The organism is uncultured Flavobacterium sp. (assembly GCF_963974175.1).
In the GTDB taxonomy this organism is placed as follows: Bacteria; Bacteroidota; Bacteroidia; order Flavobacteriales; family Flavobacteriaceae; genus Flavobacterium.
Genome location: NZ_CAXBBR010000002.1, coordinates 489,030 through 503,650 on the forward strand (window position 1 = coordinate 489,030; position 14,621 = coordinate 503,650).

A 14,621-nucleotide genomic window follows, 5' to 3' on the forward strand; every position below is an offset into this window, starting at 1 on the left:
TTGTTGAAAAATGCTAAAATTAAAAGAACAGAGTTTATAAATTGTATGTTATAAAATTAGAAAAATAATAGCCACTAATTGTCTCGGATGTGAGGTCATTAGTGGCTATTTTATAGTAAACCGTCAAAGGAGCTAAAATGGTTTGTTGCTATTTAACATCATATTCTATTGAATCTCCTGGCTTAAGCAACGCTTTTTTAGTTGTTTTTTTATTTGTAAAAGCCATTTGCAATTCGTTTTTACTTAACGATTGAATTGTCAATTTGTTTTTGTCAAGCTTTATAAAGACATCTCCTTCTTCAGAAAAACTAATTTGAATACCGTTCAATTGTAGTTTTTTAACTGAGAAAAACACCGTTAGATTTTCTTTAGACAATGAATTTACTGGAGCTCCTTCAACAGTCCATTTCGAACTATTTACTTTCCATCCTTTTAATTGTGGATTCGTTTTGTCTTCATCTATTCGGTCTTCAAATTTCTTAAAAGGAACAATTGCTGTAATAAAACTGTAAGCCGAGTTCTTGTTCTTAGAAACCACAGCCCATTCTTTACCTCTCGTTCCTGAAGTTACCACTGAATCTGTGGCTGTCAATTGGTAAATATCGCTGCCGGAACCATCGCTAAAAGAGGAGCGAAGTAATTTAGGTGCTAATTCTGTGCTATAATGACCTTGCCAAACTTGTTTGTATGTATGTGGTTTGTCTGCTTTGAAATTGTCCTTAACAATCCAAAAATCATCTTTTAAATAAATAACTTGTCTCGAATAATTGACTCCAATGTTTTCAAAACCATCATGACTTCCTATAAAAAGATCTAAATCTTTGTTGGTTTTCCAAGCAATCGTTTTGGGGTGTGGTAAGGTTTTAAATTTGCCAAAACCACTTCCTCCTTGATTGCCTCCATAATCTTTTCCTTGTAGTTCATTATCAACCAAAGCCACGTTTTTAACCATTGAATTTTTGAAAAACTCATAATCTTTAAGGGAATAGCGTACTTGATAGTTGGGTAAAATAACCTGACCATTTGCCATAGCTTGAATTCCTAGCATATCACCATGTTGATGATCTGGTTTATCAGGGTCTAATCCGTTAGAAATAGCCATCATTTTATCGTCTTTATTCCAGCCTTGGCGCATAATGTAATAGCCAGTTTCGGGAAAATCTACAGAGGTAAATTGAGGGGTTTTCTTTTCGAGATTGCTTAGCATTTTTAATTGCGCATCATTCAAAAACCAAAACATATCCGATTCGACATAATTATTAGCAAAATAACCCATTTCAGGATCTGAGAAGAGTAAATAACCCAATGTTAATGCTCCTGATATGTCATTTTTTTCTGCCCAAGGTTCGTTTGTGTCATCAGAAAATACGGGTGCTGATTTATCAGGAAATCCAATTTTAGTTAAGGTGGTAAACAGCGATTTTAGTTTGTTTTCCCAAACTTCGCCTACTTTTATATTGCTGTTTTTTGCTAATTGGTACACATAATAATAGGTGTCAATATCGCTAATGTGATAATGGACCGTGCGCTCAAACTGAAATCCGTCTGCATTGATTTCTTTAGATAAGTGCTGTTCTAGAATAGTCATAGCACGTTCATTCCATTTATCAGAATCTTTAAAGTCTCTAAATAAAATGGAAAGCATTGCTAAGGCAGACATACCTCGTGTTTGATGATTTCCTGGAACAAAGTCGGCATTGCTTTCATAAAGATTTGAAGCATGCTGTAATAATGTTGCAATGGTCGTTAATTGATCTTCGTCAGAATACTCTTTTTCTCCCAAAAACATATTGTGAATCTCTAACCAGTTTAGTATTCGATAACCAGATCGAAAGGCTTCATAGGTTCCATTACCATCTTCTATGGTTTCATATTTATGGACTTCTAAAGCGGTATTCAGCGATTTTAACTGGTTTTTAAAGTAGTTTAAATACTCCGGGTTTTTATTTTGATAATTGTAGTACAATGCAACATCAACCATTTTATGTTGGCGTGCTAAGTGGCGCATTGCATAGGCATTTACTGCCTCGCCATTCTGGTAAGTATAGGGCAATTTCCATTGGGCAACTGCAGGATACTTAACCATATGGTCTAAGGCGCGTTCTGTATGACCGTCTTTTGCGTCAGGATAAGAAGCTTCGTAGGTTTTGAAACGGGCATCATTATTTTTCCAATTATAAAAATAACGTTCCGAAAATTGGTCTCTAAAATACTGTGCTAATTTAGCATTAGTTATCGCATTTACGCCACCAAGTACTTGTTCTACTTCGGGTTTTAAATAGTCAGCTAATTTGTTGTTTACAATGACTTTTTCGGCAGCGATATCCTGAGCATAAGCGTTTATAGAAATAGCACAGCTCAAGGCTATGAGACTAAATTTTAAGTATTTCATAGCTAGAATTATTAGTACATCAACTTCATTTCTAGGTTTTGAACAATCTCAAATTTCCCTGAATTGGTAATCGTATTGTTTAGCGGTTCTTGTCCTTTTTCTCCCCATAAAACAGCAATTGTTTTTACTGGGTTATTTGTAAATGTATTGTTTGAAATTTCCACAAATACAATCCCTCTATTTTTAATTAAAATATGTTCTGGTTGTGATTTTCCGCAATTTGTAAAGGTGTTTCCTTGAAGTTTTAGGTTTCCACCAATGGTTGACTCGTCATAACCACCACGGTAATAATCCAAAACTAATCCTTGAATATTGTCAAATTTAGAGTTGATAAAAGTTACAAATTCGGCATTGTAATCTCCACCGTCATTGGTTTCTTTATTTAATAGAAAACCATTTTCGCAGTCTTTAATTACTGAGTTTTTAACCAAAATAGTATCTGAAAACGATCCTTTTGATATTTCTAAAACATTTTTAAAGTTAGAAATGGCTGTGTTTTCGATATGTAAATCATACCCTTTACTCATGTTTTTGTCTAAAGTTGTAAAGGCATTTTGCGCCTTATTCCCCATAAGGATAATGTCTTTTAAGATTAAATTTCCTTTAGGAAGCATTTCAAAAGCTGTTTTAGCAGAAGTAAATACTAGTTTAGATCTCTTTTTAGCATCGCTAGAAGTAATGGTAATTTCTTTGTCAATAAGTAGCGCTTCGTTAACTTTAAAAGTGCCGCTTTTCAATACAATAATATCTCCAGAAACTGCTTTTTTAAGTTGGTTTACAAGTTCTGTTGAACTAGAAACGGTTATCTTGTTTGCTGCTGCTTTAGGTTTTTCAACCAAAAACCAGTTGGTACCAAATCTGCTTTTGTCTACTAAAATAGGGTTTGCTTTAATTGGATTTACAATTGCACCAACACTATTGTTAGCTGCAGTTCTATCATTTCCAAAGAAATCTTTAGTAATGGTTTCAAAGTCAAATCCAGCATATACATTAACATTGTTTTCTTTCAATACAAATAAATCGGTTGCTGCTTTAGTAACTGAAAAAGCGGTAGTGATTAATCCTTCTGGTTTAACTTCACTTTTATTTTCGTTGTTAATAAAGTTATTTTTAAAATTAACACCATCAACTTTATCGTAATTTACAATAGGGTTTGTATCTGGAATTTCATTGTAAATTAAATTATTTGCTATGACTACGCGCTCAGGACGTGCAGAACGAATTTCAGACTTAGGCAATACTTCTTTTTGACTTACATTAGAACCTACGCTAAACTGCCAAGGTGATTTGCAATCAATAAATGAATTGTAAGCAACGACAACATCGGTAACTTGGTTGTAGCGATTTAAGGATGATTTTGGAATACCATTCATAACTGCAATAGCACTTCTGAAAGAATTTCCATTTATTTTGTAGAAATAGTTATTTGTTATCCAATGTCCCGTATTTACGACGCGAATACCTCCCATTTGTTCAGAAATATCATTTCCTATGAAAACGTTTCCGTCAATTTTAGCGTAATTTCCGTGTCTTAAAACTAAAGACCCTTCACTTTCAAAAAATACATTATTTTTGAATTCGTTAAAGTTAGATTTGCTCGAAATAATTTCTACTTCACCATTGCAACGGTCAAATAAGTTGTTGTAAACATTCGTGTATGACGGTGTCATTGAAGTTTCACTATCGCCTATTTGAATCGTTTCTCCATGTGGTCCTCCTTTACGGGGTCTTGGCCCAAAGTGGTTGTTTATTATTTGATGGTAATTATTAACATGTTCGTTACCATCAAGGAATACTCTTACAGTTGGTCCAAAATTAGATTTCCCAGTAATATAATTATTGCTTAGCTCATTATGTCTACCCCAGAATTCCACCCAATGGTCGCTTACATCTCTGTCTGGCTGCGTGAATTCTTCAATAACACATTGTGTAATTTTGCAATTGTTAGCAATAGAGTCATTGTTGATTTTAAATTGAATCACGGCATTAGAAGGCGTATATCCATTTTTGAAATATAAATCTCTTACTTCTAAATAGCTACCTGCTAATTTTAAGTTAGAAACTCCTTCGATGAAAACTTTTCCTGCAGTTTCGGCTCTCAAAACAATTGGGTTTTCTTTAGTTCCTTTTCCGTAAAATTTAATTTCTGCATCTTTCCATATACCATTAGCTAAAATGATATTATCGCCTGGAGTGCTGTTTTTTATAGCATTCCGAAGCTCGGTTAGGGTCGTTACTTTGATATTGTTTTTCGGTTTCAAGTTATTTGCTAGAGCTATTTCTTTGCAGGAAATAAGTATAATTAGCATACTTAAAATGGATACGATTCTTTTCATTATCAATTAATTTGTAAAATTAGTTTTAGTTTTTATTTTAACTTTTAGTCTTCTTTCCATAGTTTTTGTACGCTCTTTAAATCTCTTTTCATCGCATCAAAAACTACTTTTTTATCTACTGTAATGGTTTGTTTCCCTTGTTCTGCAACTCCCAAGTCATATTCAATATGCAAGGACACTGGCGGTTTGTTCTAAAAATGACTACTAAAGTTGCTTAACTATTGTAAAAATTAAAATAATGCAAAAAGCCTATTAATGCAGATAATCGCAACGGCTTTTTGCAAAATAAAAATAAAACTAAAACCAAAACCAACTATTCAACTTTTATTTTTCATAGCATTCGCTTTTTAAGTGCTGGAATATTTAAAGAGTTCTATGTTAATCTCTTTGCAATTAAACCTTCGTCCGTATAAACCACAAACATATATGATGTTTACGCATGCGCGATGCTCTTTTTTTTATTTTTCTCGCCTGAGCAAGGGCGACAACTTCTCATTTCATTGAGAGTTTGTCTAAACAAGTCAACTTAAATTTTACTGCTAGAGCAAAATCAAACAATCTTATTTTTAGTAGCGCAACATTTGTAATGCCCTACTGGCTTAAACATCAATTACTTCAATTTGATTAAAACTGGTGAACCAATTTGGTTTTCCAAATATATGTATATATTTTAATTAAACAAATCAATTATAGAGAAATTATAAAAAAAGCCTTTATTAAGACATAAAAAGCTAAAGTTCGATTTAGATTCAGTTGAAAGCATTAGAATGCAAAACGTAAAAGATAGGTTGGGTTTAAGAATTAAATTAGAAATTTAAGGCTTTGCTAAATAATTATTATTAGAATATTCCACAGAGTTCCGCAAATAAAAAAAAGCAGAGCTACGAAAAAGAGGTTTAAAACTTTACGAATCTTCAAGTACCCTTTGTGTTTCTTTGCGAAACAACTATTTTTTAAACCATATAAATAGTTATTTCCCCAAAACTTTGTCTGATAAGTCTCAAACATTTCCTTAAATTTGCTTTCTTTATAGATATAAAAACCCAAGAGTTATAAAATTCAAGCTATGTTACAAATTGCATTTATTAGAGAGAATCAAGAGAAAGTAATCCAGGCTTTGGCAAAAAGAAATATGGATGCCAAAAGTGTTGTGGAAGATGTCGTGAAACTAGACGAACAACGTCGTGCTACACAAGTAGAGTTAGACGGAATTTTAGCTGAATCTAATAAATTGTCCAAAGACATTGGCGAATTGATGAAAAACGGCGAGAAATCGAAAGCCGCTATCCTAAAAGAAAAAACGGTTTTAAATAAGGAGAAAAGCAAGAAGTTAGCCGAAACAGCGGACGCACTTGCTGCTGAACTTACCGAGAAACTATATACATTACCCAACCTTCCGGCAGATATTGTACCGGTAGGGAAAACGCCAGAGGAAAATCTAAACGTTTTTGAAGCGGGTGAAGTTCCTGTTTTGCACGAAGGCGCGCAACCACATTGGGAATTAGTAAAAAAATACGACATTATTGATTTCGAGCTAGGAAATAAAATAGCCGGAGCAGGATTTCCGGTTTATAAAGGAAAAGGAGCGCGATTACAACGTGCTTTAATCAATTATTTCTTAGATAAAAATACAGCCGCGGGTTATAATGAAGTGCAAGTGCCTCATATGGTAAATGAAGCTTCTGCATACGGAACGGGACAATTGCCAGACAAAGAAGGTCAAATGTACCATGACGCTACAGATAATTTATATTTAATTCCTACGGCTGAAGTTCCCGTAACAAATATGTTTAGAGATGTAATCTTAAACGAAAATGAGTTACCCGTTCTTACTACAGCCTACACGCCATGTTTCCGTCGTGAAGCAGGTTCTTATGGAGCGCATGTACGTGGATTAAATCGTTTGCATCAATTTGATAAAGTAGAAATCGTACGTGTTGAACATCCTGATAAATCATACGAAGCTTTAGACGGAATGGTCGAACATATAAAAGACATCCTTAACGAATTGAAATTACCATATAGAATCTTACGCCTTTGTGGTGGAGATATGGGATTCACATCGGCATTGACTTATGATTTTGAAGTGTTCTCTACTGCGCAAGACCGTTGGTTAGAAATAAGTTCAGTTTCTAATTTTGAAACTTTTCAGGCCAATCGTTTGAAATTGCGTTTCAAAGATAAAGACGGAAAAAACCAATTAGCACACACACTTAATGGAAGTTCATTGGCTCTGCCAAGAGTTCTTGCAGGAATCCTTGAAAATTACCAAACAGCAGAAGGAATCGTAATACCTGAAGTTTTACGTCCGTACTGCGGGTTTGATATTATAGACTAATTATTTTAGTCATCAGTCTCCGTTTTCAGTCTGCAAAGTTGCGAATGAAAACGGAGAACTGAGACTGAAAACCTGAAAATTGCGATTCATGAAAAAGCTCTTTCTATTTATCACTTTGTCATTCTCGCTGTTTGCATTTGCTCAAAACGAGCAATTAGCGCAGTACTACTATGATAAAGGAGATTTTGAAAAAGCTAAAATGGGGTATGAGGAATTATTGCTCAGCGTCCCACAAAACATGCAGTATTTTTTAAGGACTGTTGATTGTTACCAACAATTACAGCAATTTGACATTGCGGAGAAAGCAATCCAAATGCGACTAGACAAATACAATCAGGGAAACCTTTTAGTAGAACTGGGTTATAATACTCAGCTACAAAAGAATCAGGCTAAAGCCAAAAGTTACTACGACCAAGCGATAGACCGAATCAAGAAAAATCCGAATGAAGTCTATGGTATAGCCAATTCATTCGAGAAAAAAGTGTTGTTAGAATATGCTCTAAAAGCGTATCAAACTGCTTCAGAAGTAGAACCCAAATATAATTTCAATTATCAGAAAGGATTGCTTTACGGGCAATTAGGTAATACAGAAATGATGATTTCTACTTTTTTGGATGAATCGTATGCGACTCCGCAAAATTCGATAATGATTCAAAATCAATTGTCTCGTTTCATGACAGATGACAGTGATGCTAACTTTAGTGAAATGCTCAGAAAAGGATTGATTGTGCGGGGACAAAAAAGCCAAGATTTGTTTTGGAACCGTTATTTAAGCTGGTTTTACGTGCAACAAAAAGAATTTTCTAAAGCCTTTATTCAAGAAAAAGCCATCTATAAACGCAATCCGGAATCCCTGTCTAATATAGTCAATTTAGCGCATCTTGCCGTTGAAGAAGACGATCAGGAAATGGCAGTTGAAATTTTAGGATTTGTATTGGAAAACACTAAGGATCTTGAATTACTTGTTCAGGCAAATACCTATTTGATCAGCATAAAAATAGAAAAGGCAAAGGAAAAAGATTTTGCAAATATCAATGCAGAAATAGAAGCTTTGTTGACAGAATATGAAATCAGCCCTTTTACCTTATCTTTGCAATTAATTCAGGCGCATTTTGTGGCGTTTAATTTAAAAAATCCGGAGCAAGGAAGAGCAATTATTAAAAAAGCGCTTGATTTACGATTGGATGATTATAAAGTCGCGCAGGCCAAAATGGAATTAGCGGATATTTTACTTTTTGAAGAAAAATTCAATCAGGCATTAATCTATTATTCTCAGATTGAGATGGATTTGAAAAATGATGTGGTAGCGCATGAAGCCAGTTTGAAAGCAGCTAAAACGAGTTATTTTAAAACTGATTTTGTGTGGGCATTGAAACAGTTCAAGGAACTAAAATCAGCCAATACCCAACTCATAGCAAATGATGCACTAGAATATTTTCTATTGATAAATGATAATACGGCGGCTGATTCGACACAAACAGCCTTAAAGGAATTTGCAAAAGGAGACTATCTTTTATATCAGAATAGAAATCAGGAAGCGATAGCTCAGTTTCAATCGATCTTGAAAAATTACAAGGGACAGGAAATAGAATCGGTTACCTTATTGCGTTTAGGAAAGATTTATGAGAAAACAGCCGACTATAATTTGGCTTTAAGCCAATATCAAGAAATTATTGACCATCATAGCGACGGTATTTACATTGATGAGGCTTTGTTTTTTTCGGCTGAGATTTATAATAAAAAGTTGAAAGAAGTAGAAAAGGCCAGGCCGTTATATGAAAAGATAATTTTTAATCACGAAGACAGTATTTATTTTGTAGAAGCCAGAAAAAATTTCAGGCAATTACGGGGAGATACTAATTTATAGTTTAATGGCTTAGCCGATCAAACAAATCAACATTTAAAAAGTAAGAAATGATTATATACAACGTTACCACAAACATACATGAAAGCGTTCATGACCAATGGATGATATGGATGCAGCATAAACACATTCCTGAAATTTTGGCTACGGGAAAATTTACTGCCGCCAGATTAGTTCGCGTATTAATAGAAGAAGAAATGGGCGGTGTGACGTATTCGGCGCAGTACACAACAGATAGTAAGGAGACACTGGAAAAATATTATCAGGAAGATGCACCAAGATTTCGTGAAGAAGGAACAAAGTTGTTTGGAGAAAAAATGCTTGCATTTAGAACAGAATTGGAAGTGATTTCTGAACACTAAATTCAGTATTCAGTTTTAAGCGTTCTGGCAATAGTCGGGAACCTGCTTTTGCATAGTTGCTAAAAGTAAGTTACAATCAAAATTACACTTAGTGCATTTGTGCCTTTGTGGAAAAACAAAAGAAAATGGAAAAAGTAAAAGCCAAAAAACACCTCGGACAACACTTCTTAAAGGATGAAAGCATCGCTAAGGATATTGCCGACACGTTGAACTTGGAAGGGTATGATGATATATTGGAAATAGGGCCTGGGATGGGTGTTTTAACTAAGTATTTGTTAGAAAAACCGGTTACTACTTATGTAATTGAAATCGATACGGAATCCGTAACCTACTTGGATGAGAATTATCCAAAATTGAAAGATAAGATTATCTCAAAAGATTTTTTGAGATATAATATAAATGAAATCTTTGAAGGGAAGCAGTTCGCTATTATCGGGAATTTCCCCTATAATATTTCGACGCAAATTGTCTTTCGAACATTAGAATACCGCGATCAGATTCCTGAATTTGCAGGAATGTTCCAAAAAGAAGTGGCACAACGTATTTGTGAAAAGAAAGGAACTAAAGCATACGGGATTCTGTCTGTTTTAGTGCAAGCTTTTTATGATGCAGAATATTTGTTTACAGTCGATGAAAATGTTTTTATTCCGCCACCAAAAGTAAAATCGGGTGTTTTACGTTTGCGAAGAAAGAAAGATTATAGTTTGCCTTGCGGGGAGAAGTTGTTTTTCACCGTAGTTAAAACGGCTTTTCAACAACGTCGTAAAACCATGCGAAACAGTTTGAAAACAATGAATCTATCTGATAGCTTAAGAGAAGACCCAATCTTTGACCTTCGTCCAGAACAGTTAGACGTTGCGCAATTTATTGAACTTACCCAAAAAATAGAAGCGGATGGAATTTAAAATCAGCAAAAACTTAATACTCGAATTAGAGCAACACATTGTCAATAAAAACGATAGGGAACTTGAAGCCTTATTGAATGACATGCACCATGCCGATATTGCTGAGATTTTGGATGAGCTTGATTTTGATGAGGCAACCTATATTTTTAAAGTATTAGACAGTGATAAAACCGCAGAAATTCTTCTTGAACTAGAAGATGATTTGCGTGAAAATATATTAAGTCGCCTGTCGGCAAAAGAGATCGCGGAAGAATTAGATGAGCTGGATACGAATGATGCGGCCGATATTATCGCCGAGCTTTCTCAGGATCTAAAGGCTGAAGTAATCTCTGAATTGAATGATGTTGAGCATGCAAAAGACATTGTTGATTTATTGCGTTATGACGAGAACTCCGCAGGGGGATTGATGGGGAAAGAGTTAGTGAAAGTAAATGAAAACTGGAACGTGTTGACTTGCGTCAAAGAAATGCGCATCCAGGCTGAAAACGTTTCTCGTGTACATTCTATCTATGTGGTTGATGATGAAAACAGATTGAAAGGAAGACTTTCATTAAAAGACTTGTTAACTACATCAACAAAAACAAATATCACTGATATTTATATTCGGAAATTAAACTCCGTTAACGTAGATACTGAAGATGTTGAGGTGGCCCGAATCATGCAGAAATATGATTTGGAAGCTATTCCTGTCATTGATGAGATGGGTCGTTTAGTAGGGAGAATTACCATTGATGACATTATTGATGTCATCAGGGACGAAGCAGATCAGGATTACCAGTTAGCTGCGGGTATCTCGAAGGATGTAGAAGCGGATGATAGTATTTTAGAGCATACAAAAGCACGATTACCTTGGTTAGTTTTAGCGCTACTAGGAGGTTTTATCTCCGTAAAAGTGTTGGGTTTATTTGAAGGCGCTATGTTAAAACATGGAGAATTGTTCTTTTTTACCCCTCTAATTGCTGCAATGGCAGGAAATGTAGGAGTACAATCATCGGCAATTATTGTGCAAGGTTTGGCAAACAATACCTTGACAGGATCTTTGTTTAGTCGATTGATGAAAGAAGTATCTCTTAGTTTGCTTAATGGGTTAATTCTCGCAGTAATACTATTCGTAGGAAGTCATTTTCTTTTGGATGTCGAAATTGTTATCGGTTTAATTGTTACTACGGCATTAATGTCAGTAATTATAATTGCGTCGCTTATAGGAACGTTTGTGCCGTTATTGTTGGATAAATTTGGTATTGACCCTGCACTAGCAACAGGACCGTTTATCACGACCAGTAATGATATCTGTGGGATTCTTATTTACTTCTCAATTGCAAGAATTATTTTAGGCTTTTAATTTCAGAGTTCTGATTTTTAGTATAATCACAACTTGTTACTGATTGCTAACTTATTGATTAAAAAAACAAAAAAAGTAGAAATGAAAGTACATATAATAGGAGGGGGAAACCTTGGAACTTCAATCGCAATAGGAATATCTAAATTTTCGAAAAATAATCAAGTTACTGTAACTAGAAGAAATACGGCCAGTATTGCTTATCTAGAAAAGGCAGGAATAACTGTTTCGTCAGACAATACACATAATATTGAAGATGCGGACGTAATTATCCTTACTATAAAGCCATATCAAGTGGATGTCGTTTTGGCTGATATACTTCCAAAAATAACAAACAAAACAATTGCTTCTGCAGTAAGTGGCTTGTCAATCGAAGCGCTTCAAAGTAAGATAGGAGACAAAAACCAGGCTATGAGGATCATGCCTAATATTGCAGCACAATTTGGAGAGTCTGCAACTTGTATTTCATTCAACGAAAATAATCAATCGCAAGCTCAGGCTGTTATTGCTTTGTTTCAGGACTTAGGTACTGCTCCTGTTATAGATGAAAAATTAATGGATGCCGCTACTGTTTTGGCTGCGAGTGGAACTGCTTTTGCCTTGCGTTACATTAGAGCATCAATGCAGGCGGGTATCGAAATAGGATTTGATTGGAAGACGGCGTTGGCCATTTCGGCACAAACTGTGAAAGGGGCAGCTGAAATGCTCATGGAAGAACAAGTGCATCCAGAACAATTAATTGATAGAGTGACGACTCCTAAAGGCTGTACGATTGCGGGACTTAACGAAATGGAAATGCATGGATTTAGTTCCTCATTGATTAGAGGAATCAAGACTTCTTTAAATCAAATAAAAGGTTAATTTTAAAAGGTTGTAGTGTGAGATTTAAATAAATAATTTTTGAAAGTGCTTATTGTTAAGTTGTTATGTCTGCTGTGCTTTGTAAGACAAAAGTGTAATAACATGTAGTTCGTCGGATTATATTACCATACATCGAAAAACAGTCTAAGTGTTTTATTTAAATTGTATTTTAATGTAAATTTGTAATAGCCCTATTAATCTACTCTTACTTTTCTATCTAGTGGTATAATTGAAAACTAACAATTAATATACATTATGATGAAAAATTTACTTTACAGTTTTTACGAAAGAATTTCTAATTTTTTATTTGGAGGAGAAAAAGTTTCGCCATTTTAAAGAATTGAACCAGGTGTTTTAATAGAACTTACTGATAATAGTATTCAATATGAATAGTATTAGGTGGAAAACCATTTCTAAATTTAAATAATTTGGAAATGGTTTTTTTGTTTTTCAGCTTGTCGCAATTCGAATGTATTTAGCTCTTAAAACTATAAACCGTGTTTTTTTTCATTAATTTTGATTTCTAACTTAGAAATCATTTTCATGGATATTAAAATTCTTCATATTGATAGCAACAATGCCATTTTAATGAGGCAATTGCAAGAACTGGGTTTTGAAAATCACGAAGATTTTACTTCTTCGAAAGAGGAAATCGAGGCCAAAATACAATCATACCAAGGAATAGTAATTCGGAGTCGTTTCAAAATCGACAAAATATTTTTGGATAAAGCCACTAATTTACAGTTTATTGCCCGTGTAGGCGCCGGCCTTGAAAGTATTGATTGCGACTATGCGATTGCAAAAAATATAACGCTGATTGCTGCTCCCGAAGGGAATAGAAATGCGGTTGCTGAACATACTTTAGGAATGATTCTGTCACTTTTCAATAATTTGAATAAAGCAGATAGGGAAATTCGATCAGGACATTGGAACAGAGAAAGCAATAGAGGTCATGAGTTAGACGGCAAAACCGTTGGTATTATAGGTTATGGTAATATGGGAAAATCCTTTGCTAAAAAACTTCGCGGTTTTGAAGTGGACGTATTGTGCTATGATATTCTGGAGAATGTTGGTGATGCCAATGCAAAACAGGTTTCTCTAGAAGAATTACAGCAGAAGGCAGATGTGTTGAGTTTGCATATTCCATGGACACCTGAAACCAATAAAATGGTCGATGCTGGTTTTATCAATGCTTTTGCGAAGTCTTTCTGGATTTTTAATACTTCTAGGGGCAAGAATATCGTAACAGCAGACTTAGTGGCTGCAATGGCCGCAGGGCAAGTTCTGGGAGCGGGACTGGACGTATTGGAGTATGAAAAATTGTCTTTTGAAACCCTTTTCCAAGAAGATAAAACTCCTGAAGCATTCCAATATTTATTAGAGGCTAAAAATGTGATATTATCACCGCATGTCGCTGGATGGACTTTCGAGAGTCACGAACGTCTAGCGCAAGTTATTGTAGATAAGATTAAAGTAAAGTATTTCGGTGAAGATAAAATTGCGGTCGATGAAAAACGAGTTACTGGAATAGGTGGATTGTTTTTTAAGTCAAAAAATTCTAAAGAATTGGTTGCTTGGTATTGCAAACACTTAGGATTAAAAACAGACGACTATGGTTCTACCTTTTGGTGGAAAGATAATAAGGGTAATAATTGTTCTACGCAATGGTCTCCATTTGCAGAGGACACGACTTATTTTGCACCTAGTGAAAAACAATTTATGCAGAATTTTAGAGTACATAACTTAGAAGAGTTGCTGCTGCAATTGAAAGAGGAAGGTGTCACTATTGTTGGAGAAATGGAGAGCTATGATTACGGTAAATTTGGTTGGATAATGGACCCTGAAGGAAACAAAATTGAACTTTGGGAGCCAATTGATTACATTTTTAAATAAATTTTAATATATTTATTCTTCAAATGTTGATCAACTAATCAATTACTATGGAAAACTCAAAACATGAAGCGTGGAATAGCCCACAACCAGTTCATGAAGACAATAAAAAAATAGCTGCCGGTTTATTGGCGATTCTTCTGGCGCCATTCGGGATTCATAAATTCCTTTTAGGATATACGACAGAAGGAATAATCTGGCTAGCCATTAGCCTTTGTACTTGTGGTACAGTTACTGCCTTGCTTGGGCTTATAGAAGGAATAGTCTACTTGACAAAGTCAGACCAGGAATTTTATCAAACCTATCAGGTTAATAAAAAAGGATGGTTTTAAAC

At 34.7% G+C, this 14,621-nt stretch carries 11 protein-coding genes and 1 pseudogene; 9 read left to right on the forward strand and 3 right to left on the reverse strand.

Annotated elements, in window-relative coordinates; genetic code table 11:
• Positions 1 to 148: 148 nt before the first annotated feature.
• Genes AAC069_RS05065 through AAC069_RS05075 form a run of 3 tightly spaced genes read right to left on the reverse strand, consistent with a single transcriptional unit; the run spans position 149 to position 4,907 of the window.
• A complete protein-coding gene (locus AAC069_RS05065; protein ID WP_339919398.1) occupies positions 149 to 2,392 on the reverse strand; it encodes a heparinase II/III family protein in 2,244 nt (747 codons plus the stop codon).
• A gap of 11 nt (positions 2,393 to 2,403) precedes the next feature.
• A complete protein-coding gene (locus AAC069_RS05070; RefSeq protein ID WP_339919399.1) occupies positions 2,404 to 4,728 on the reverse strand; it encodes a chondroitinase-B domain-containing protein in 2,325 nt (774 codons plus the stop codon).
• Between the two features lie 44 nt (positions 4,729 to 4,772).
• Positions 4,773 to 4,907: a hypothetical protein gene (locus AAC069_RS05075; RefSeq protein ID WP_339919400.1), complete on the reverse strand. Its 135-nt coding sequence runs from the start codon at positions 4,905 to 4,907 to the stop codon at positions 4,773 to 4,775.
• An 887-nt stretch (positions 4,908 to 5,794) separates the two neighbouring features.
• Here AAC069_RS05075 and serS point away from each other — a divergent pair.
• The 9 genes and pseudogenes from serS to AAC069_RS05120 all read left to right on the forward strand — a co-directional run bounded on the left by serS (position 5,795) and on the right by AAC069_RS05120 (position 14,619).
• Positions 5,795 to 7,066: a serine--tRNA ligase gene (gene serS, locus AAC069_RS05080; protein WP_339919401.1), complete on the forward strand. Its 1,272-nt coding sequence runs from the start codon at positions 5,795 to 5,797 to the stop codon at positions 7,064 to 7,066.
• An 88-nt stretch (positions 7,067 to 7,154) separates the two neighbouring features.
• On the forward strand, positions 7,155 to 8,933 hold the full coding sequence (locus AAC069_RS05085; RefSeq protein ID WP_339919402.1) for a tetratricopeptide repeat protein: 1,779 nt from the start codon (positions 7,155 to 7,157) through the stop codon (positions 8,931 to 8,933).
• A 47-nt stretch (positions 8,934 to 8,980) separates the two neighbouring features.
• Positions 8,981 to 9,292, forward strand: a complete 312-nt coding sequence (locus AAC069_RS05090; protein WP_339919403.1) for a DUF4286 family protein — start codon at positions 8,981 to 8,983, stop codon at positions 9,290 to 9,292.
• 125 nt (positions 9,293 to 9,417) lie between these two features.
• Positions 9,418 to 10,197: a 16S rRNA (adenine(1518)-N(6)/adenine(1519)-N(6))-dimethyltransferase RsmA gene (gene rsmA / locus AAC069_RS05095; protein WP_074720062.1), complete on the forward strand. Its 780-nt coding sequence runs from the start codon at positions 9,418 to 9,420 to the stop codon at positions 10,195 to 10,197.
• Positions 10,187 to 11,539 carry a magnesium transporter gene (gene mgtE / locus AAC069_RS05100; protein WP_339919404.1) on the forward strand — a complete coding sequence of 451 codons (1,353 nt, stop codon included), beginning with the start codon at positions 10,187 to 10,189 and terminating at the stop codon, positions 11,537 to 11,539. Before rsmA ends, mgtE begins: the two co-directional genes overlap by 11 nt.
• 81 nt (positions 11,540 to 11,620) lie before the next feature.
• Positions 11,621 to 12,397, forward strand: coding sequence for a pyrroline-5-carboxylate reductase (gene proC, locus AAC069_RS05105; RefSeq protein WP_339919405.1), 777 nt, complete (start codon positions 11,621 to 11,623; stop codon positions 12,395 to 12,397).
• 543 nt (positions 12,398 to 12,940) lie between these two features.
• A pseudogene (locus AAC069_RS05110) lies at positions 12,941 to 13,870 on the forward strand (2-hydroxyacid dehydrogenase); the annotation flags it as partial.
• A gap of 93 nt (positions 13,871 to 13,963) precedes the next feature.
• Positions 13,964 to 14,290 carry a VOC family protein gene (locus AAC069_RS05115; protein WP_339919442.1) on the forward strand — a complete coding sequence of 109 codons (327 nt, stop codon included), beginning with the start codon at positions 13,964 to 13,966 and terminating at the stop codon, positions 14,288 to 14,290.
• A gap of 47 nt (positions 14,291 to 14,337) precedes the next feature.
• Positions 14,338 to 14,619, forward strand: a complete 282-nt coding sequence (locus AAC069_RS05120) for an NINE protein (RefSeq protein WP_339919406.1) — start codon at positions 14,338 to 14,340, stop codon at positions 14,617 to 14,619.
• Positions 14,620 to 14,621: the final 2 nt, after the last annotated feature.